23 protein-coding genes and 1 tRNA gene are annotated in these 19701 nt (G+C 47.1%); 1 reads left to right on the top strand and 23 read right to left on the bottom strand.

The annotated features are described in order from the left end of the window. Nucleotides 1-2: 2 nt before the first annotated feature. Together gntK and gnd are read right to left on the bottom strand one after the other, a co-directional pair. Complete coding sequence (gene gntK / locus ABSY64_RS00710) at nucleotides 3-1541, bottom strand: gluconokinase (protein ID WP_349641146.1); 1539 nt, start codon at nucleotides 1539-1541, stop codon at nucleotides 3-5. 95 nt (nucleotides 1542-1636) lie between these two features. Further along, nucleotides 1637-2548: a phosphogluconate dehydrogenase (NAD(+)-dependent, decarboxylating) gene (gnd, locus tag ABSY64_RS00705; protein WP_349641145.1), complete on the bottom strand. Its 912-nt coding sequence runs from the start codon at nucleotides 2546-2548 to the stop codon at nucleotides 1637-1639. 141 nt (nucleotides 2549-2689) lie between these two features. Between gnd and ABSY64_RS00700 the strand changes: the two genes are divergently transcribed. Beyond that, nucleotides 2690-3541, top strand: a complete 852-nt coding sequence (locus ABSY64_RS00700) for a MurR/RpiR family transcriptional regulator (RefSeq protein ID WP_349641144.1) — start codon at nucleotides 2690-2692, stop codon at nucleotides 3539-3541. Between the two features lie 27 nt (nucleotides 3542-3568). Here the strand turns inward: ABSY64_RS00700 and udk are convergent, their stop codons facing one another. The 21 genes from udk to coaE all read right to left on the bottom strand — a co-directional run bounded on the left by udk (nucleotide 3569) and on the right by coaE (nucleotide 19699). Continuing rightward, nucleotides 3569-4198 (bottom strand): uridine kinase, encoded by a 630-nt coding sequence (gene udk, locus ABSY64_RS00695; RefSeq protein ID WP_349641143.1) that lies wholly within the window; start codon nucleotides 4196-4198, stop codon nucleotides 3569-3571. A 144-nt stretch (nucleotides 4199-4342) separates the two neighbouring features. Next, nucleotides 4343-4483 (bottom strand): hypothetical protein, encoded by a 141-nt coding sequence (locus tag ABSY64_RS00690; RefSeq protein WP_349641142.1) that lies wholly within the window; start codon nucleotides 4481-4483, stop codon nucleotides 4343-4345. A gap of 5 nt (nucleotides 4484-4488) precedes the next feature. After that, on the bottom strand, nucleotides 4489-4677 hold the full coding sequence (locus ABSY64_RS00685; RefSeq protein ID WP_349641141.1) for a hypothetical protein: 189 nt from the start codon (nucleotides 4675-4677) through the stop codon (nucleotides 4489-4491). A 64-nt stretch (nucleotides 4678-4741) separates the two neighbouring features. Further along, entirely contained in the window at nucleotides 4742-6100 is a 1359-nt protein-coding gene (locus ABSY64_RS00680; protein ID WP_349641140.1) for an MFS transporter, read from the bottom strand. A gap of 65 nt (nucleotides 6101-6165) precedes the next feature. Then, nucleotides 6166-8118, bottom strand: a complete 1953-nt coding sequence (locus tag ABSY64_RS00675) for an acyltransferase family protein (protein ID WP_349641139.1) — start codon at nucleotides 8116-8118, stop codon at nucleotides 6166-6168. Beyond that, a complete protein-coding gene (locus ABSY64_RS00670) occupies nucleotides 8084-9100 on the bottom strand; it encodes a substrate-binding domain-containing protein (protein ID WP_349641138.1) in 1017 nt (338 codons plus the stop codon). The genes ABSY64_RS00675 and ABSY64_RS00670 overlap by 35 nt, the downstream gene beginning before the upstream one ends. A 102-nt stretch (nucleotides 9101-9202) precedes the next feature. Continuing rightward, nucleotides 9203-9403: a hypothetical protein gene (locus ABSY64_RS00665; RefSeq protein WP_349641137.1), complete on the bottom strand. Its 201-nt coding sequence runs from the start codon at nucleotides 9401-9403 to the stop codon at nucleotides 9203-9205. Nucleotide 9404: 1 nt separating this feature from the next. Further along, on the bottom strand, nucleotides 9405-9854 hold the full coding sequence (locus tag ABSY64_RS00660) for a SprT family protein (protein ID WP_349641136.1): 450 nt from the start codon (nucleotides 9852-9854) through the stop codon (nucleotides 9405-9407). A gap of 52 nt (nucleotides 9855-9906) precedes the next feature. Then, on the bottom strand, nucleotides 9907-10158 hold the full coding sequence (locus tag ABSY64_RS00655) for an acyl carrier protein (protein WP_349641135.1): 252 nt from the start codon (nucleotides 10156-10158) through the stop codon (nucleotides 9907-9909). 65 nt (nucleotides 10159-10223) lie between these two features. After that, entirely contained in the window at nucleotides 10224-11258 is a 1035-nt protein-coding gene (gene plsX / locus ABSY64_RS00650; protein WP_349641827.1) for a phosphate acyltransferase PlsX, read from the bottom strand. A gap of 22 nt (nucleotides 11259-11280) precedes the next feature. Next, nucleotides 11281-13311, bottom strand: coding sequence for an ATP-dependent DNA helicase RecG (gene recG, locus ABSY64_RS00645; RefSeq protein WP_349641134.1), 2031 nt, complete (start codon nucleotides 13309-13311; stop codon nucleotides 11281-11283). A 71-nt stretch (nucleotides 13312-13382) separates the two neighbouring features. Then, nucleotides 13383-13703 carry a hypothetical protein gene (locus ABSY64_RS00640; RefSeq protein WP_349641133.1) on the bottom strand — a complete coding sequence of 107 codons (321 nt, stop codon included), beginning with the start codon at nucleotides 13701-13703 and terminating at the stop codon, nucleotides 13383-13385. 69 nt (nucleotides 13704-13772) lie between these two features. Next, nucleotides 13773-14078 (bottom strand): SemiSWEET family transporter, encoded by a 306-nt coding sequence (locus ABSY64_RS00635; RefSeq protein WP_349641132.1) that lies wholly within the window; start codon nucleotides 14076-14078, stop codon nucleotides 13773-13775. 79 nt (nucleotides 14079-14157) lie between these two features. Next, nucleotides 14158-14469, bottom strand: a complete 312-nt coding sequence (locus tag ABSY64_RS00630) for a SemiSWEET family transporter (protein WP_349641131.1) — start codon at nucleotides 14467-14469, stop codon at nucleotides 14158-14160. 86 nt (nucleotides 14470-14555) lie between these two features. Beyond that, nucleotides 14556-14626: transfer RNA gene (locus ABSY64_RS00625), tRNA-Cys, on the bottom strand. 56 nt (nucleotides 14627-14682) lie between these two features. Next, complete coding sequence (locus tag ABSY64_RS00620; protein ID WP_349641826.1) at nucleotides 14683-14985, bottom strand: hypothetical protein; 303 nt, start codon at nucleotides 14983-14985, stop codon at nucleotides 14683-14685. Then, nucleotides 14969-15748, bottom strand: a complete 780-nt coding sequence (locus ABSY64_RS00615) for a YibE/F family protein (protein ID WP_349641130.1) — start codon at nucleotides 15746-15748, stop codon at nucleotides 14969-14971. The genes ABSY64_RS00620 and ABSY64_RS00615 overlap by 17 nt, the downstream gene beginning before the upstream one ends. Then, nucleotides 15745-16833, bottom strand: coding sequence for a YibE/F family protein (locus ABSY64_RS00610; RefSeq protein ID WP_349641129.1), 1089 nt, complete (start codon nucleotides 16831-16833; stop codon nucleotides 15745-15747). The genes ABSY64_RS00615 and ABSY64_RS00610 overlap by 4 nt, the downstream gene beginning before the upstream one ends. Before the next feature lies 1 nt (nucleotide 16834). Beyond that, nucleotides 16835-17773, bottom strand: coding sequence for a primosomal protein DnaI (dnaI, locus tag ABSY64_RS00605; protein ID WP_349641128.1), 939 nt, complete (start codon nucleotides 17771-17773; stop codon nucleotides 16835-16837). A gap of 8 nt (nucleotides 17774-17781) precedes the next feature. Then, nucleotides 17782-19098: a DnaD domain protein gene (locus ABSY64_RS00600; RefSeq protein WP_349641127.1), complete on the bottom strand. Its 1317-nt coding sequence runs from the start codon at nucleotides 19096-19098 to the stop codon at nucleotides 17782-17784. Continuing rightward, nucleotides 19088-19699: a dephospho-CoA kinase gene (gene coaE / locus ABSY64_RS00595; protein WP_349641126.1), complete on the bottom strand. Its 612-nt coding sequence runs from the start codon at nucleotides 19697-19699 to the stop codon at nucleotides 19088-19090. The genes ABSY64_RS00600 and coaE overlap by 11 nt, the downstream gene beginning before the upstream one ends. Between the last annotated feature and the right edge of the window lie 2 nt (nucleotides 19700-19701).

Below are 19701 nucleotides of genomic sequence, written 5' to 3'. Positions count from 1 at the left end.
TTTTACTGATTATGCTTACGTTGGTAGTTGGCAATGTTGTCATATTCAGTCTGCAATTGACGAGAAAGCCGGATAAAGATTGGGGCTAACTCACGATATGCTTCGAAATTCTTTGGATCAGGTTGGTAAGTGTTTGAATCCCCAATGTACTTTGAGATTTCATACAAATCATCAATCTTACCCAAGGCCTTTTGAGCCACAATAACGGCAGCCAAGGCACCAGATTCGAAGGCTTCTGGAACAGTAACGGGTTGCTCGAAAATGTCGGCGAACATTTGACGCCACAATGGTGAGCGGGCAAAGCCACCCGTTGCTTGAATTGAGTTCAAGGTTCCAACAACTTCTTCAAGTGCAAGTGAAACCATGTAAACGTTAAAAGTAATTCCTTCAAGGACGGCACGCAGCATGTTGGCACGCGTGTGACTGTGGTTCAAACCAAAGAAGGAACCACGGGCATTGGCGTCCCAGATTGGCGCACGTTCCCCACCAAGATAGGGATGGAAAATCAAGCCATCTGACCCGGCTGGAATGCGAGAAGCAATTTCAGTCATCAAGTCATAGGCATCGCGGCCAAGCAAGGCCGCCGTTGACTTTTCGGCATCAAAGAGGTTATCGCGGGCCCAACGGAAGACATCCCCACCGTTGTTAACCGGGCCACCAACAACCCAGTGATCCTTATCCAAGGCGTAAGTAAAGGTACGGCCCTTTGGATCAATAACGGGCTTGTCGGAAACAACACGAATGGCACCAGAAGTACCGATTGTGATGGCAGCCACACCAGGCTTAACCGCGTCAACACCAAGGTTTGACAAAGGTCCATCACCAGCACCATAAACGAATGGCACGTCGGTTGGAATTCCCAAAACGGCAGCAAATTCAGGCGCCATGGTGTTTTCATAGGCGTATGGTTCAACCGTTTCCGGCAATTGTTCCTTGCGAACGCCAGTCAACTTCAAGGCTTGCTTGTCCCAATCCAGTTCAAAGATGTTAAACAAACCAGTTCCTGAAGCCATTGAAATATCCATCTTGTTGCTACCGAAAAGACGGTGGAAGAGATATTCCTTGATACCCAAGTAGTGGGCCGCATTCTGGAAGATTTCAGGATATTCAGCCTTCAACCAAAGCAACTTTGACAAAGGAGCCATAGGGTGAATAGGCGTTCCAGTTTTTGAATAAATTTCTTGTCCCAAACCAGAAGACTTAAGCTGATCAGCAAAGTCGACGGCACGGGTATCGGCCCAAGTAATCACTCGGGTCAATGGTTTCCAATCCTTATCAAAGGCAATCAAAGAATGCATGGCAGATGAAAATGATACCGCTGCAATCTTGTTACCTGCTGACAAATTGGCCTTACGAATAACCGCTGCTAAAGCGTTCGAAAAGGCAGTGAAGATTTCATCCAAATCTTCTTCCGCCATGTCGGGCTCATCACGGTACAAGGGGTAGCCATAGTTAGCTTGAGCGACAACCTTGTTCTGGTCGTCGAACAATACCGCCTTGGTTGACGTAGTGCCGAGATCGACACCAATCATGTAATCCATTTTGTTTTCTCCATTTTCGAAATACAAGTGCGATTGATTTCATTAACACAGAAAAAGCCCCCGACCGGGAGCAATTTTCAAAATGAAGTAAGCTTTTACTTCTTAGCAGCGTCCATTGCGTGGCCACCGAAACCGTTACGCAAGGCTGAAACAACCTTACCAGTAAAGGTATCTTCTTGAAGTGAACGGTAACGCATTGCCAATGAAAGGTAGATAACAGGGGCTGGAACTTCCAAATCAAGTGATTCTTCGACAGTCCACTTACCTTCACCAGATGAGTGCATAACGCCTGAAATCTTTGACAACTTAGGATCCTTAGCAAATTGTTCTTCGGCCAATTCCATCAACCATGAACGGATAACTGAACCGTGGTTCCACAACTTAGCAACAGCTTCGTAGTCGTAGTCGAATTGTGAGGCTTCCAAAACTTCGAAACCTTCGGCGATGGCTTGCATCATACCGTATTCGATACCGTTGTGGACCATCTTCAAGTAGTGACCTGAACCAAGGCGACCAGTGTATAGGTAACCATCAGGTTCTGCGATTGACTTAAACAATGGTTCGATGTGCTTCCAAGCTTCAACATCATCGCCACCGATCATGAAGTTACCACCGTTACGGGCACCGTTCATTCCACCAGAAGTACCGGCATCGAAGAACTTAATTCCAGCAGCAGTAGTGCGCTTGTTTTGTTCCAAGTTGTCCTTGTAGTTTGAGTTACCACCATCGATAATCATGTCACCAGCTGACATCTTTTCGATCAAAGTGTCGATGGTTGAGTTAGTTGGGGCACCGGCTGGAACCATAACCCAAACAACCTTAGGAGTAGGCAACTTTGACAACATGTCGTCGATGCTTGATGCACCTTCAACCTTGTCAGAGTAATCTGCAGCTTCAGTTACGAATTCAGGGTTCAAATCGAAAGCTACTACTTCGTGACCATTGTCAACGGCGTTCTTAACCAAGTTAAGACCCATCTTTCCAAGGCCAATCATTGCAAACTTCATGGAAATATTACCTCTTTTATAATTTTTACTTCGTTACAACCATTATTATATGAAAAAAATTTACAGGGTGCAAGTTATTTATTTGAAAATTATTTTCTAATCTCGTATAGTTATTTTATTCTCTATAAAAGCGAGTTTCTCATGGCCTATAGCATCATTTCTGCCCTGCAAAACCAACAAAAGCGGGCAAATTCAACCGAAGATAAGTTAATCACCTACATATTAAAGCACCCCCGCCAAGCCGGTGAACTCACCATTCAGGAGCTAGCCGAGGCCAGTAAGGTGTCAACCGCCTCGATTTCGCGCTTCGTCAAAAAAATTGGCTACGATTCCTACCGTGACTTCTCCGTCGCCCTAGCCTCCTTCGCCAATTCCAATCCCCCAGTGGACCTCTTTGGTGAAATTGCCGATAGCGACAATACTCAAGCCATTGCCCGCAAAGTTTTCTCAGGGGCCAAAAATGCCTTGGACGCAACCCTAAACCACTGCTCAGCCGAGTTACTTGACCAAGCTGCCCAGATTTTAATGGGTGCTCAGCGAATTGGCTTTTTCGGGATTGGTGGTTCCTCAATTGTTGCCTTTAATGCCTACCACAAATTCTTGCGTACCCCGCTGGATGTGATTTCCCATCCGGACTATGACATTCAGCTCATGCAGGCCGTCAAGTTGAAGCCCCGTGATGCTGCCGTCGTGATTTCCCATTCGGGTCGCAACGAGGATACCCTTTTAATTGCCCAGCAACTAAAGAAAAATGGAGTTCCGCTGATCGCCATCACTTCCTTTGCCGATGCGCCCCTGGCCAAGTTAGCCGACATCGTACTGCTGTCCTTAGCTGAAGAAGTTAATTTCCGCAGTGAGTCAATGTCTTCGCTGATTGCTCAGATCACCATCATCGATACCCTCTTTACGATGATTGGTTCGCAAATGCCTAAGCAGACGCAAGGCGTAGTCGATACCCTTCGTAACGTAATCGAAGAAACGCGTACCCAATAAAAAAGCCGACCCTAACGGGTCGGTTTTTTATGTATTTTCATTAACGATGGCCAAAGCCTGGTTCATCAACATGTCGATAGCGACGAAGTTTTCGCCCCCTTCTGGCACGATGATGTCAGCGTAGCGCTTGGTTGGTTCCACAAACTGGTTGTGCATGGGCTTAACCGTAGCTAAGTATTGCTCAATCACGCCATCAACAGTACGGCCACGTTCCGTCGTATCACGTTGGAGACGGCGAATGAAGCGAATATCATCATCGGTATCCACGTAAACCTTCAAATCCAAAAGCTTGCGAACTTCTGAATCGTTAAAGAGCAAAACCCCATCAACAATAATAACATCTGCTGGTTCAACATGAACCGTTTCAGCAGAGCGGGTGTGACGTTCGTAATCATAGACAGGTACGTCAATAGCTTCGTAGCGAATCAACTTCTTCAAGTCTGAAACGAAAAGATCGGTTTCCAAAGAATCTGGATGGTCATAGTTGGTTTTCACACGTTCCGACCAAGGCTTGTCCGATTGGTCTCGGTAGTAAGAATCTTGCTGCAACAAGACCGTCTTATGATCGGCCAAGCGCGTCATCAATGCCCGGCTGACTGTTGTCTTACCCGATCCGGAACCTCCGGTAATACCGATTAATAAAGGTTTTTTTGCCACGATTTCCTCCTGAGACGAAGCCGCCTCTTCGTTGGTAGCTGTTGAATTCATCCTGTCTATTTTACGCAATTGGAGATTAAATTGCCATAAAATAATGCCCATTTGCGCATAAAAAAAGCGACTAAGAATCTAGTCGGCTTTTAATTACTTGTTTTCAGCATCCTTTTCGCGAGCTTCATGGGAAGATTCAACGAATTGTGATTGCTTTTCGTTGCGTTCGCTTTCGCGCTTTGCATCTTCCACTTCACGAGCATCTGCTGCTTCAAATTCGTGCTTCTTTTCCATAGTGCTTAGCCCTCAAAATCTTTCTTTTCAGCTTCGAATGCTTCGTTGTCGTAACGCGCATCCTTATGTTCAGCATGTTCAGCCGCAACATTCTTGTGTTCGTGCTTTTCAGCAGCCTTTTCGCTAGCTTGCTTAGCCTTTGCTTGTTCGAATGATTCGCGGTTTTCTTTTAATCCATCACGTTCAGTAGTCATAATGAATCCCCTTTCTTTTAACAAATATGATAGCACACTATGGCACATACATAAAACATCTGTCTTACTTCTTTGCCTTAATTCGAGTGGCCAAAAGTAGTCCTAACAAAGGAATTAAGATAAACCAAGTCGTTGTTGATGACAAGGCAGCACCGTAAGAAAGCGTCTTATTGAAGTCGGTAATCAAGATGGTTGCCACCACGATACTTGCCGAGCCAATGACTTGACGCATGGTCGTGATGATAGCCGTTCCATGAGGAACCAATTTGTCTGGCAAAACGTTGTTGGCCGCCGTTACAGCAGGCATCATGATAAAGGCGTTTCCACCCTCCAATGACATGGCTGCAAGCAAGCCAATCCAAATGCTGTGCGTTCCCAATGTTGAAAGCAAGATATAACCCAAGATCATCATCGTCGTTCCGATGTAGACCAAGTTTTTCAAGCCAATCTTATTTAACAAAGCTCCGGCACGGGGGTTCAAAAGGGAAAGGAAGACGGCAGCAGGTACCATCAACAAGCCTGACCACAAAGGTGCCAAGCCAAAGATTCGCTGGTAGAACAAGGGCATCAAAACCGTAGCGGTAATCAAACCTGAATAGGAAATCCCAGTCAAAAGCATGGCGGGCAAGTAGCCATGATAACCAAAGACAGAGAGATCCAAGAATGGTTCTTGCAGCTTAAGCTGCCGGTAAACGAAGAAGGCCAAGACTGCCAAAGAGACAAGCAGAAGCAAAATCCATTCACCCCAGTTCCAAGTCTTTCCCACCGAAGGAATGATGGAAATGGCGTACAAAACGCCACCAAAACCAACCAACATAATGGCGGACCAGAAATCAAACTTCGAAGGATTCAAGGTGTGCAAGTTATCAATCTTGGTTTGCAAAATTAAAATCAGAGCGAGAAGCACAATGAAGAAGAAGGCAAAGAGCAGGCGCCAAGTTCCCCACTGCAAGATAATTCCTGAAAGAATGGGTCCGACGGCCAAGGCAGAACCCATGACCAAACCAACAACACCCATCGTCACCCCACGCTTTTGATCGGGTGTGTTTTCCAAGATAACGGACTGGAAAATCGGGAAGTTAATTCCAACCGCCAAGCCTTCGAGCAAACGACCGACAATGATACCGCCAAAGTTCGGCGTTACCATGGCAAGCAAGGTTCCCGTTAAGAAAATACCAACGATAATATTTAAGAGTTTACGCAGGCTAATATTATCCAAAAGCCAGGGTGACAGCGGCATTACTAAGGTCATCATAACCATGAAACCAGTCGTCAACCACTGAACCGCTGCGGCATTCACTGAAAAAGAACGCATCAAAATTGGATAGGCCGTCGTCATCATCGATTGGCTAATGGACATTACAAAAGAAATGGCCAAGAGAACAATCGAAAACGGCGTCATTTGCCGAATACCTTTAATCATTATTTCCCTCCTAGTATTTATAATCATTCTAAGTTACTTCAAATAAAAAAGCAACATCTGCGATGTTACTCAGTCATTTTTGCGACAATGGCGCGGGTGTAATTTAAGTTTCCTGTTGGTCCGGGATGAACCCCATCGGAAGCCAGCCAATCGCCGTGCCCAGCAACCAGATCAGCCCAGTCAACGACATAGAAATTGCTGTACTTTTTGGCTTCTTTTTCAAGCAGCTGGTTGTTGGTGGTCATCCAAGGCTTACTTACCACATAGTTGTTAGCCCAGTAGACCTTTTCATTCTTTGGCAAGGCGGCCATCAGGCGCTCGATGTCACTTTCCTTGATATCCCCATTGGTACCCAAGCCAATCACAAGACGGGATGAAATGCCCTGGCTGTTGATTTGACTAATCAAATCATTAATGGCGTCGGTTGCCTGACGACCCACTTGGGCGTTGACGACAACCTTGCTATTAAGTTCCTGCAAAGAAGGCGCGGCGTCCAGCATAACCGAATCACCAATGGCCGTGATATCCATCTGGCTAAAGGCCCGATACTGGGCTTCAGTAATGCCATACGAAGCAATCAAGGCTTTCTGCTGGCTCGTCAAAGGCTGGTTAGCTTGAACAGCTGACTGCTTTGACTTAGCCTTCTTATTGTTGGCGGCAATTTTAGCCTCGTTACTCTCCAATTGCTTTTGCAAATGGGTCTTAGGGGCTGCCATCCCCGCTTGAGGACGGGCCAAATTAATGACCAAGGTGAAAAGCAAAATCATCAAAAGGCCCAAAAGAACAAAGGCGCGAACGGGTTGTCCCCAAAGCTTAATCAAAGCTGCTTTTAGGCGAGCCGGCTTACGGAATAGCGCTTCAACATAGCGGTATGAAATTTCTGAAAGCACAAAGACCAGAATCACTTCAACCAAGGCATTTAGCCAAGTGAAATGGTAGTGTGGCAAGAACTTCTCGTAAAAAACAAAAACCGGTAGCTGATAGAGATAAATACTATAAGAACGCTGTCCAACGTAATTTAGAATCTTTTTATTCAAACCGTGGGAGAACCAGGAAGACGGATGAGCCACAACGGCGACCAAGACCGTCATAATCAAGGTCATGGCGAACATACCGACTTGATAGGTGAAAATCTTTTGACCACCCATGACCATGAAACCAAGTAAGGTGTCCAAAATAGCGATGAACCCAATAATATTGAGGTAGGACCGCATTTCGAGATTCAATCGATTGGATAAATGGCTGGCAGGCCAGCAAAAGGCTAAGGCAGCGCCCAAAAGCAAGGCAAACATCCGAGTATCCGTACCGTAGTAGGCCCGGTTGATGTTTTCAGGCTGGTAAAGTAGGGCCATCAAGAGCGCTGAACCCCCAGCGGCCAGCGTCAGCAAGAGCGTCACAAAGCCACGACGCAAACGCGTTTTTAAAAGTAACAAGACGATAAAAGGCCAAAATAGGTAGAACTGCCCTTCAATTGATAGCGACCACAAATGGGTGAAGGGTGAAGCACCGCCAAACTGATCAAAGTAGGACTGCCCGTGAGCCATGGCCCAGTAGTTATAGACATAAGCTAGATTTGACAGGACATTGTAGCGCAAATTATAAAGCAAACTTGGCGCCCAAAAGATAATGACTAAGGAGGTCAAAACCAGCATGGTAACAAGCGCGGGATAAAGTCGTCGAATTCGACGCAGCCAAAATGAACCAACCCGGATGTGCCCAGTATCATCGTATTCTTTAATCAAAAGGTCGGTAATTAAATAACCAGACAGCACAAAAAAAAGCGGCACGCCCAGCCAACCGCCAGGCACCGTAGAAGGCATTAAGTGGAATAAAATAACCCCAACAACCGCTAAGGCACGTAGACCGTCTAAGCCAGTAATGTAGCGATTATGACGGACTTTTTTAGGTTCAGCAGAGTGAATTTGCGCTCTGCGGGTATATTGCGTAGTAATAGGACTTTCTCCTTCGACTATGGTAAACGCATCAATCTTGTCGCTTACGAGTCGTTTGCCGTTCAATAAAGGTGTGTGGCAAGGTAACAGCGAGTTCCGTCAAGGCAATGTTGTCCATTAGCTTGGTCAACATTCGCATGGCCACGGCCCCAATATCATACTTTGGTTGGCCGATTGAAGACAACTGTGGTCGGGAAACAATACTGTAATTGGTATCATTTGAAGTCACAATTTCAAAATCAGCAGGGATTTTAGCCCCGTGATCCTGCAAGTAATTTAAGATACCAATGGCCACTTCGTCATCATAAACCACGATGCCGGTTGCACCGGACTTCATCACGTCGGGTGCAACATCAAGCGCAGTTTGATAATTGTGGGCTTTGGTAAAGAGATAATCGCGATTAACTTCGTGACCGTGCTCTTCCAAAGCTCGCTTGTAGCCGGCAAAACGGTATTCTTGGTTGATGGCATGTTCGAAGTCGCCCAAAACAACGGCCACGTGTTCGTGACCGTTATCCAGAAGCTGACTGGTAATTTGGTGCATGGCGGCCACATAGTCAATGTTAACGGAGGGCAGCTGCCCTGCTGGATCGACTGAACCGGCCAAAACAACTGGCACACCAACACTTTCAATGGCTTTTAAAACGCGCTGATCAAGCTCATTGCCCATGAAGATAATGCCGTCAACCTGCTTGGTGGCCAGGTTATTAATCGCCATGACTTCTCGGACGGGATCATCATCCGTATTGGTAACCAAAACATCGTAATGATACATGTTGGCCACGTCGTCAATTCCTCGTGTCAATTCCGAGTAGTATAAATTGGTCACATCCGGCATGACGACCCCGATGGTGGTCGTTTTTTTAGAAGCGAGTCCCCTTGCGACGGCGTTGGGCTGGTAGCCTAATTCATCAATGGCAGCCAAGACCTTTTCTTTGGTCGAAGCCCGGACATTGGTGTTGCCGTTGACCACGCGGGAAACCGTCGCCAAAGAAACGCCAACCTTGTTGGCGACATCGTATATCGTTGCATTCTGCTTTTTAATCAAAGCGTCAAATCTCCTAGTTAATAAACTAATCTCGCTTTAAATTATAAGGGAATTTTCAAGGGTGTGCAAACGCTTACAATATTTTCATAAAATCTTACAAAATTACTTTTCGTCGCCGTTTTGTCGGCTTTTGAATTGCCAGTAAGCTAAGGCAATAAAAAGCAAATTGATCAGAATAAACCAAATAACCGCTAAGGCAATTTTTGCCAGCAAGGACCAGCTTGTTACAGCTAGAAAGCAAAAAAGTAGGACAGTCAGGATAAGGACGACAATGGAAGTCACAACCTTCAAAAGTGTAAACATATTAATTCTCCTGAGGATTCAACAAAGTTAAGCGGCCACCACAACGGCCACAGCGATAACGACGGGTGTCAAAACGGCGCTGTCGTTCAATGATATGACCGGAGCTGCATTCATAACGCCAGCGTTTAATGGATCGGCGATTGCCTTCCAGACGCGGTGCATAGCGGCTCCCACCCACCGCTTTTAAAAGGGCTTTAAAATCAGCATCGCGGTGCTGATAGCCTCGGTGGGTCAAATGTAAATGATAGTGCACGAGTTCGTGTTTAATGATTTGGTCAAATTCTGGTAGCTCCGCCATTCTGGGATTAAAGTCCAAATTATGGTCGGCTAAGCGATAGCGTCCGCCAGTCGTACGTAAGCGACTATTGAAGGTGGCTTGGTGTCGAAAGGGCCGCCCAAAGCTTTCAAGAGAAATGGCTTCCACCCGTTTTTGTAATGTTTGGTTGTCCATCGCTTTCTCCTCACTGAAAAGAAAAAAGCCCCGGAGGGCTCATGGTGCTATCTTACTTACCCTGATGGTCGTAGATGTAATCAACCGTCTTTTGCAGGGTGTCGAGTTGTTCGACGTCGTCGTCCGGGATTTCGATATTAAACATATCTTCCACTTCCAAGACCAACTCAACAAAATCAATTGAATCAACCTCGACGTCTTTGACGAAGTCTAATGATGGTTGGATTTGATCCCGCGGAATTTCAAAACGCTTTGAAATCTCCGGCACTAATTGATTGTAAATCTCTTCTTTCGACAATCGCATGGGTATTCTCCTCTGTCCATTTGAACGGTACTAATGATAACACATTCACAGAGGAAGGACAGCCCTTAATTAGCAGATTTTTTAACCTTTAACTTATCCTTATTTTCGGCAATGAAGGCCGCCGTATCGGGAACCAAATTCTGTTCAACCATCATCTTAATTTGGCCCATGGTGTTAGCAACCGCCGTTGCCTTTGCCGATCCGTGGGTCTTCACAACCGGTGCGTTAACACCCAAAACCACGGCTCCACCTTGGTTGTTGAAATCAAGCTGGCCCTTCAACTTTTTCAAGGCTGGCTTAAGCATGAGGGCACCCAACTTACCACGCAAACCACCGTTCATGATGGCCTTCTTCAATTGTCCCAGAATGACCAAGGCCGTTCCTTCCATGGACTTCAAAGCAGCATTTCCAGAGAAACCATCGGCTACGACAACATCGGCCGTCCCTTCAAGTAATTCACGCGCTTCAACGTTACCGAGGAAGTTAAAGTCGCTACTCTGCTTCATCAATTGGTGAGCTTCCTTGTGGACTTCGTCACCCTTATCTTCTTCGGCACCGTTGTTCAACAAACGAACCGTTGGGTTGTCATAGCCCAACATGTGGGACGCATAGAAAGAACCCAAGATACCGTATTGGTACAAGTGGGCTGGCTTGCTTTCGGCATTAGCGCCCAAGTCCATGAAAATAAATTGGTTATGACCGTTCTTAGCATCAACTGCAGGAATAGCCGTGGCCAAGGCAGGACGATCAACGCCCTTAATCCGGCCAACGATAAAGATAGCTGATGACAACAAGGCGCCAGTATTTCCAGCGGAGAAGAGAGCGTCGGCCTCGCCGTCCTTAACGGCTTGAGCGGCACGGACCATTGATGAATCCTGCTTATCACGCATGGCCTTAACGGGTTCATCCCCCATGGCAATCACTTCAGTCGTCGCCACAAAATTAATTCGTTCTTGATTTTGAATCAAAGGTACTACTTGATCTTCAATTCCAAAAAGCAAGAAAGTAAGTTCGGGATAACGGTCCCGCGCTTCTTCTACACCCTTTACGATTTCGGCGGGTGCGTAATCACCGCCCATTGCATCAACCGCAATTTTAATCATGATTTTCCTCTTTTCAAAATTAATCGAAATGGCGATATCGCGCCATCGTTCTCGATAAATAGTCTACCAGACCTTTGTTACTGGTCAAGCTGTCCCAGCCAGGTTCGGCCAAAGTCGCAATCGCTTCTTGCTGCGCAATCGACAGCATGGTCAAGTCCTTCACTGGATCAGCAACAATAAAGGCCGGCAAACCGGACTGTTTCGTTCCTAAGACATCCCCAGCACCACGAAGCTCCAAATCTTTTTGGGCTAACGCGAAGCCGTCATTAGTTGCCTCCATGGCTAGCAAACGTTCCTTACCATAGGCCGTTTTAGGGTCAGCAATCAAGATGGTATAGGACTGCCGCTGCCCACGGCCGACACGACCCCGCAGTTGATGCAATTGGGCCAGGCCAAAACGGTCAGCATCCAAAATTAACATTAAACTGGCATTGGGCACATCCACCCCAACTTCCACAACCGTCGTCGCCACTAAGACCTGAATCTGGTTAGCCTTAAAATCGGCCATCAAGTTCTGCTTTTCTTCCTTGGACAAGCGGCCGTGTAAAAGTCCGATTTGGTAATTGGGCAGCTCCTGAGAAAGCTCTTCCCAGATGGCCTGAGCGTTCTGAACATCCAAAGCTTCGGATTCTTCAATCAAAGGCGTGACAACGTAGGCCTGTGCTCCTTGGGCCAGCTGCCCCTTCATGAATTCCAAGGCCTGATCAAATTGTTGATGGCGGTACCACTTGGTTTGGATGGGTTTTCGACCAGCTGGTAACTGGTCGATGATGGAAACATCCATTTCCCCGTAGGCCGTTAGCGACAAAGTTCGCGGAATAGGCGTGGCCGTCATGGCCAAAATATCGGGGTTAACCCCACCCTCACGCAAACGAGCCCGCTGCTTAACTCCAAAGCGATGTTGTTCGTCAATCACGGCTAGGCCCAGGTGATGGAAAAGTACATCGGGCTGCAAGAGGGCATGGGTCCCGATGATAATATCAATGTCCCCATCTTCTAAATCAGCAAGGATTTGCCGCCGTTGGGCTGCCTTCAATCCAGAAGTTAACAACTCCACTCGCAAATCAAGGCCGGCCTCATCAAAGAGCTTCGCCAAATTAATGGCGTGTTGCTGAGCCAAAATTTCAGTAGGTGCCATCAAAGCCGCCTGACAACCAGCAGTCACGGCCGCATACATGGCAATGGCTGCCACAACGGTCTTTCCAGAGCCAACGTCTCCCTGTAAAAGCCGGTTCATGTGCTTGGGTAGAGCCTGATCTTGCAAAATTTCATGCACAACACGCTGCTGTGCTTCGGTTAATTGATAGGGTAAGCCATCAATGAAGGCCTTGACTAGGCCCTTGTCATACTTAACTGGCTCACCGGCATAATTGGCGTTGGCCTGTTTTAAGAGCTGCAAACGCATCTGAAAGAGGAAGAACTCCTCAAAGGCTGCCGAACGGCGCGCTTGTTTGGCAGAGGGGCCGTCTGGCGGAAAGTGCATCCATTCGACCATCTGATTTTGTCCCAGCAAGCGGTACTTCGCTCGAACGTCATCGGGCACCATCTCTGGTAATTGGCCTCGCAACTTCGCCCAGGCTAACTCAATTAAATGCCGAATCGTCTTGGCCGTGATCTGCTTGGATGCAGGGTATATGGGGTCGAGTTCATTTAGAGTCGCCGAAACAAGTTTAATCCCTGCTAGGCTGGCTTTAGCGGCATTATAGGTACCATAGACGGCCACTTCTTGGTCGGCTTCAATATTTTTAGCCACCCAGGGCTGATTGAAAAAATTAACCCGAACATTGTCATGGTCAATCATCAAGCCAAAGTAAGTCTGGGACCGCTTGCCAAAGCGACGCACTACCGGCGCTGTGGAAACAATCCCTTTAAAGGTCACCTTTTCCCCATCCAGGGTTGTGCTGGGTTGGCGAGCACCCAAATCTTCGTAGCGAAAAGGAAAATAATTCAGTAGGTCTTCTAAGGTAAAGAGATCCAAGGCATGGAGGGCTTCCAGGCGCTTAGGGCCCACGCCCGGCAAAGTTTCAATTGAATCATGCAAAGCCGTCACTGAATTATCTCCTTTCCATAAAGTACTTTATATTCTAACATTTTCAACAAAAAAAGACCCTAGCGGTCCTCTTAGTGAATATAAATGGTAACCAAGGTAACGAGCCCAAACAAAACACCGGGCACGTTTGAAATCACGATGGGCCAATCACGGTAGGTCTTCGTCCAACCATAGATAGTCCATAGCGTTGCATTGACCATGGCCATTGCCGGTTGCGTTGGTGAAACGGGATTACCCGAAAGGTTTTGACGGATTTGAAAGACGTAAAAGACGTACATCAAAATACAGGAAATCGTCGCAACTTTACTCATCGTCTTTAGGAACTTAATCCGCTCCGGACTAACTTCACGACGTTCATTTTCATCAACGTGATTATCAACGCGGTACTTCATAAAATAATCATCTCCTTCGTTTCAAAGGCAAGCTTTGAAGTTGAAAGAAATTATAACACAAGTCAAAATCTAATGGATGTAAATCGTAATCAAGGTCAAGCCGCAAAAGATGACACCGGGCACGTCGGCGATAATTAAGGGCCAGTCCTTATGGGTCTTTAGCCAGCCATAGGCTGTCCAGAGCACACCATTCACCAGGCCCATAATGGCGGGAATGGGATCGACCGGGTGGCCAGCCAAATTGTCCCGAATATTTGAAATGTAGGAAATATACATTAGAGCACAGGCAAAAATGGCCACCCGACTGACGACATGCAAGAGCTTAATCCGCCTTTCGTCGCGTTCTTCCTCAGAAGTGTAATTATCAACATGCATGCCTGTTATTCTCCTCAATTGCTTAACGGCTTCATTCTACCATTATTGCCAAATAAAAAGCCGCCAAAGCGACTTAATTTTAGTGAACGTAAATCGTAATCAGTGCGACAAAGCCCAAAATAATACTGGGTAAATCGGCAATAATCAAAGTCCAATCCTTGTGCGTTTTTTGCCAGCCATACGCCGTCCAGAGGGAAGCGTTAACCATGGCCATCATCGGTGGAATTGGACTACTTGGATGACCGGTAAAGTTTCCTTGAATAACAGCGATGTAAGAAAAGTACATCAGGACGGAAGCTATGATAGCAAAGCGCGAAATCCAGTGGAGTCGTTCGATTCGGTCTTCATTTTTTTCAGATTGGGAAGCATAGTTATCAACGTGAAAGCGCATCAAGAATCTCCTTTTTTGTATGATTGGTCTATCCTAACATAGTCCTAGCCAAAATAAAAAAGCCTCCCTCCCGGGAGACTTATTAGAGGTGGTAACCGGAATCGAACCGGTGATCAGGGTGTTGCAGACCCATGCCTTACCGCTTGGCTATACCACCAAGTTAACCTCATTAATTATAAAGAAAAGTTAACCAAATTACAACGGTCACAACGCTTATCCGAGTCGGTTATCCAACAAAATGGCATCCATTTCGGCCTGAATTTCTTCGGGCTTCTTCCATTCGTCCCAGTGGTCAGCCTCAATCGGCAGTTGGTCGTAGTGATCGTTAATGTATTTTTCAACACGGAGGAGGTGCTTGGAACGTGGCACCTTCATCTTCAAAATCCGGACCATTTTAATAAAACCATGGTCGGCCGCGTATTCAGCGCGGCTGTTTTCGGTAATATTCCCTAATTCGTAGTAAATACTACCGTCGTTACGAGTAATTTCTTCAATTAAATCAAAGGTCTGGTTCATCGACAATTGCAGCACCCTTCCTTTCATAATCACGAATAACAAAATGTGAAGACAGCCAAATTGCTCCTAAAATTCCGAGAATTCCCAGCAAAGTCGTCACGAGCTCAATCACCAGCAACTTAGCATTAATCAAAATCGCGGGTGAATAATGCAGCCGCATGTACCAAATTAACAAGGGCAAATTAGAACCCAACATCCCAAAAAACAAGGTATTGATGGCCGTCGAAATGATCTGACTCGAAATAATTTGTCGCTGTTTAACTAGATTACTCAATGGCAAGTCCGGGTTACGCTCAATCACTTCATAAAGGTCAGCCGTTACGGCCATAGCTGCCTCCGAGACAGCCCCTAGGGCCGAAACAATCATCACGACCAGGGCTAAGTTTCCAAAGGATAGGCCGATGTTAAGGGACAGCCCTTCCAATTCATCCGAATTTTCCGTGGTGAAACCACCGAGCTGAGCAAAGTGCTGGATGATGAGCGACAGAATAAAGAGACCGGCCATGACAATGAGCGAGGTCTTAAAGGCCGTGTTCATGACTGCCGTTCGGTCCGATGATAGGTAAATCGCGACTGCCAAAATCATGGTACTGATAACAGCCGTCACCAGGTAGAGGTTAAACTGCCAGTTAATCAAAATGACGAGAATGAAAATCAAGGCAAAGTTAATCATCAGCCCAATAAAGGACTTCCAACCCTGTTTACCACCAATCCAGAGCATCAGTGCTAGCAGAATTAAAATCAAAAGTAAGATGCTGTTCATTGCTCAACACCCCCTCTTTCACGCAAAATCAAAGCCGTCAGCAAGCTCGTCACCGGAACCGCCAAAACAATGCCGATGGCGGAAACAACGGTTTGCAAGATGCCCAAATTCATAACTTGGTCCAGAATGTAGGACCAGTTGTTACCGTTGCGAAGCATCAAGATAACCATGGGCAGAGTTTCGGCAATAAAAATCATAAAGAGCACGTTAATCAGGGTGCCCAAGATTTCCTTACCAACTGAACGGCCGGCATCCCAGTATTCGTGGAAAGCCCGCTGTCCGGGTTCACGCGCCAAGCCGAAAAGGCCGGCCACGATGTCAGCTGTTTCATCCATGACGGCACCAAGCACCCCGATTACTGCCTGAGCATAAAAGACAGCGACAGGCACCTGGGTCACATAGGACATGGTTTCAAAGTGCACGCCTTCATGCCCAGTTATCAAAAGCGCCAACCACATGATGATCATGGCCAAGGCTGTCGCGACAATCGTGCTTAAGCAGGTAATTAAGGCCTGCCAGTTAAAACGAAGCACGATCAGCAGTGAAACGACGGCCAATAACAAGGCCAAAGCACAGAACAAGACGACTACGTTGACGTTTTTAAAGGTAATGTCCCAGAAAATGGCCCCGGCAAAGAGGACGGAATTGGCCAGTAAGGCTAACATAATCCAGGAAGTCGTTCGCCGACCCACTAAAATCAGCATCAATCCCAGCACAGCAACCGTTAAGGCTGCCAGCAAAGCATCGCGTTTCAAGGAGACAATCTGCCAGCCTGAAGCTTGATGACTCAAGATGACTTGATCGCCCTTGCGGTAAGGTTCGGTCATCGCTTGGGAAGCGTAGTACTGATTGGTCACCTTCATTTGACCCGAACGGTTCAAGAAGCGAAGCGTTAACTCCTGCTCCTTGTTCCGGTCCTCGTTGCCCTGCTCATCGGTTACGCTTTGGTTCGACAAATTTTTGACCGCCACTACCTGGGCAATCGGCTGCTTGTAAAGGGCAGCATCATTGCGGCCAAGTAGCCAGGCAAAGCCCACTGCGAGGGCTAGGATAATCAATTGAAACATTTGTCGACGATTAAGCATTTTAAGACTCCAAGCGGCGATTAATGCCGGCCATATGGACCGGTTTTGCTAAGAAACGCACGCGCTGCATGAGGCGGGCGGCCTTACCAGGCTCAACACCATCTCGGGTTTGAGCGAGGTAACTTTCTAATGAATTTAGATCGAAGTTGGATGTAAAGCAAGTCGTTAACTCATTTTGCATCCGGTATTCCAAGATAACACCCAGAATGTCATCACGGCTCCAGGCCGTTAAAGTGTCGGCTCCCAAGTCATCCAAAATCAAGACCGAGACCTTTTTAGCCTGGTCGATTAAGTCCGACAAATCCTGATGGGGCTTGTTAAAGGAAGCCTTCAAATCATTGATAAAGGACGGAAAATGCAGGAGCATGACGTCCACTTGATTAACGGCCAAGGCGTTAGCCAAGGCCCCCATCAAATAGGTTTTCCCAATTCCAAAATCGCCGGATAGGTAAACGCCCGGAATAAAATGGTCCGCATGGTGAACCTGTTCATTGAAAATCCGAATGGTTTCCGTCAAGGCATCGATGCGACCGGGATCTTGAGCCGACTCTTCGGCAATGCTTTGCAAGTCGGCCTGCTTAACAGCTTTGGGCACTTGGTAAACCGTTAACTTTTCCTGCTGTTCTTGCTTGCGCAACGTTTCCTCACTGGGCACATAGGCAACGTAAGGATAACCCTTGGCCAAGGCCAAACTCGGATAAAATCCAGGATACAAGGAAGGCTGTCCATCAGCGATTCGCTTTTTTTGCTGGATGAATTCGTATAAATCCATCATCTTGCGCTCAAAGGCGTCACCACGCAGTTTGTCCTGATTTTCCTGCCAGAAACGCTGGACGTCCTGATCAGCCAAAATTTCTTCAGCAATCGCCGTTAACGACGTCTGATCCTGGTTGGGATAGCGCGCCTGAAATGTCTTTAAAACTTCTGCTAAACTCTTCACCCTTTACCTCACTTCTTGGTACGCAGCTGTTGCAAAGCTGCCAACGCGGCCTGCATATCGGCTTGATTATGACTCTGAGGATGGGCGTCCTCATTTTTAACAAGTTTTGGTTCGACCCGGGTTGCTCTTGGCTTACCACGGTAGTTGTTGGTTTTGCTCTGTGGGCGATTTTGACGGTCCTTGATGGCCTTAATCGCCCCCTCGGCCGTCTTAATTTGTGCCTTCGACCAGTCATTGGCGATGGCCTCGACCAAGTTACGCTTCAAGCTGGTATTATCCATCCCCACCAAAACCTGATAGGTCAGGATGTTAATCACTGGAGCAGGCAAGGTCGTTTTTTCAATCAAGTCGGTCAAAATCCGCCGTTCGTTATTGGCAACGAAACCGTGGTTATCCTGCTTAAGGGCCTGTAAGAAATCCATCGGCGCCATTTCATTGGCGGCCTGCAGCAAGGCTTCTAAAGCTGTCGAGACGGGCTGCTTGGACGACTCTTTCGCTGCAACCGTCGTGGAAGGCCCCTTTTCTTTAGGCTTTACGCTCTGACCCTGACTGGCTAGAATCCGTTGCAACTGGCCCTCGTCAATTTTATGATCTGCTAAAGAGGTCGCCTGCGAAACGGCTCGGGCCATTTCCTGCTCGTTAAAGCCATACAAAATCTGCTGGGCCAAAATGAAATCGCGGTGGCGTGCCACTTCATCTTCTTGCGTGCCCTGTACCAAAGCCGTCATCCCCTTAAAATCAAAGTCGGAAGCTTGGCGGTCAAAACTTGGCTTGGTGCTCGTTGGGATTTGACTAGCTGGCGCACGGCGGTTGCCCTGTCTGCCATAAACTTGCAGGAAGTTTGCGGATAAGTCTTCACCCTTGATTTCACGCTGACCTTGCAAGCCATAGCGCTTTTCGAGTTGTAAGAAGCGTTCTTCACCCAAATAGTTGTAAAGCAAACCTGCTAAAAGCGGTTCCTTGAAAAAGTCCTCCGCGGACAAAGGCGCCAGCAATTGATAGGTGTAGAGCTCCCCCAACTGATCTTGAAGGTAGTAGCTTTTTAACAAACCAGCCCCTTCCAAACGCCGGCGGGAACGGACGAATTCAGGCAAGCTCATCGTCAAGGAATCCAAAATGAAATTATGGTCCGGTCGTTCCTGCCATTCATCAACATGGGTAACTTCTTTGGCCAAAAGACGGTACAAAGCCGCTGTATTGGGCCCTAAGAAAGGTAAATAGAGGTCGTCTAGCCGTTCCAAATCACTATTTGAAATCAAGGACCGACTCTGCAAAAGCAAACCCGCCGAAGCTTTTAATTCAGTTTTGGATTCATCATTGCGCATGCCCATATTCCTGTAACTTTGCAATCAGTTCGTCAACCTGCTGTTTCAGGTCGTCCAAATTGCCGTTATTATCAATCACAAAATCAGCTCCGGCCAATTTTTGCTCGCTTTTCATCTGGGAATTAACCCGCTGCTCGGCTTCGGCCAAAGATAAGTGGTTACGTGCCATTAAGCGCTCCAGTTGGATCCGCCGGTCCGTCATGACCAAAACAATCTTGTCAAAGAGGTCGGTTTTATCGTAGCCCCGTTCAAACAAAAGAGCCAAGTCGATAATCAGAAGCGGCACCTTCTGCATCCGCCAAAAGGCAATCTTATCTTCCATGGCGCTCTTTATGGCGGGTTGAATAATTTGGTCCAATTCCCGCCGTTGACTAGGATCTGCAAAGATCCGTTCGCCAAGCCGCTTACGGTCTAAAACGCCGTTATCAATAATGTTGGCACCAAAGGCCATCTTAATTTTTTCCAGTGTGGTTGTGCCGGGTTCGACGACCTCGCGGGCCACTAAATCAGCATCCACAATGGGAAAACCGGCTTGAGCCAGCATTTTGCTAACGGTTGACTTTCCCGTGGCAATGCCACCCGTTAAACCAATGATTTTCATGA

Source organism: Eupransor demetentiae, from assembly GCF_963930865.1.
GTDB classification, from domain to species: Bacteria; Bacillota; Bacilli; order Lactobacillales; family Lactobacillaceae; genus Eupransor; species Eupransor demetentiae.
This window is presented reverse-complemented; position numbering and strand designations above follow the sequence as displayed.

Bases quoted from the DNA above. Each gene is read 5' to 3' on its own strand.
- ABSY64_RS00665 (WP_349641137.1), bottom strand. From the start codon at position 9,403: ATGTTTACACTTTTGAAGGTTGTGACTTCCATTGTCGTCCTTATCCTG.
- ABSY64_RS00630 (WP_349641131.1), bottom strand. From the start codon at position 14,469: ATGCGCTTTCACGTTGATAACTATGCTTCCCAATCTGAAAAAAATGAA.
- ABSY64_RS00640 (WP_349641133.1), bottom strand. From the start codon at position 13,703: ATGAAGTACCGCGTTGATAATCACGTTGATGAAAATGAACGTCGTGAA.
- ABSY64_RS00685 (WP_349641141.1), bottom strand. From the start codon at position 4,677: ATGACTACTGAACGTGATGGATTAAAAGAAAACCGCGAATCATTCGAA.
- ABSY64_RS00700 (WP_349641144.1), top strand. From the start codon at position 2,690: ATGGCCTATAGCATCATTTCTGCCCTGCAAAACCAACAAAAGCGGGCA.
- ABSY64_RS00615 (WP_349641130.1), bottom strand. From the start codon at position 15,748: ATGAACAGCATCTTACTTTTGATTTTAATTCTGCTAGCACTGATGCTC.
- ABSY64_RS00655 (WP_349641135.1), bottom strand. From the start codon at position 10,158: ATGCGATTGTCGAAAGAAGAGATTTACAATCAATTAGTGCCGGAGATT.
- ABSY64_RS00690 (WP_349641142.1), bottom strand. From the start codon at position 4,483: ATGGAAAAGAAGCACGAATTTGAAGCAGCAGATGCTCGTGAAGTGGAA.
- ABSY64_RS00635 (WP_349641132.1), bottom strand. From the start codon at position 14,078: ATGCATGTTGATAATTACACTTCTGAGGAAGAACGCGACGAAAGGCGG.
- ABSY64_RS00600 (WP_349641127.1), bottom strand. From the start codon at position 19,098: ATGCGCAATGATGAATCCAAAACTGAATTAAAAGCTTCGGCGGGTTTG.
- gnd (WP_349641145.1), bottom strand. From the start codon at position 2,548: ATGAAGTTTGCAATGATTGGCCTTGGAAAGATGGGTCTTAACTTGGTT.
- coaE (WP_349641126.1), bottom strand. From the start codon at position 19,699: ATGAAAATCATTGGTTTAACGGGTGGCATTGCCACGGGAAAGTCAACC.
- ABSY64_RS00620 (WP_349641826.1), bottom strand. From the start codon at position 14,985: ATGAACCAGACCTTTGATTTAATTGAAGAAATTACTCGTAACGACGGT.
- ABSY64_RS00660 (WP_349641136.1), bottom strand. From the start codon at position 9,854: ATGGACAACCAAACATTACAAAAACGGGTGGAAGCCATTTCTCTTGAA.
- ABSY64_RS00680 (WP_349641140.1), bottom strand. From the start codon at position 6,100: ATGATTAAAGGTATTCGGCAAATGACGCCGTTTTCGATTGTTCTCTTG.
- ABSY64_RS00610 (WP_349641129.1), bottom strand. From the start codon at position 16,833: ATGCTTAATCGTCGACAAATGTTTCAATTGATTATCCTAGCCCTCGCA.
- gntK (WP_349641146.1), bottom strand. From the start codon at position 1,541: ATGGATTACATGATTGGTGTCGATCTCGGCACTACGTCAACCAAGGCG.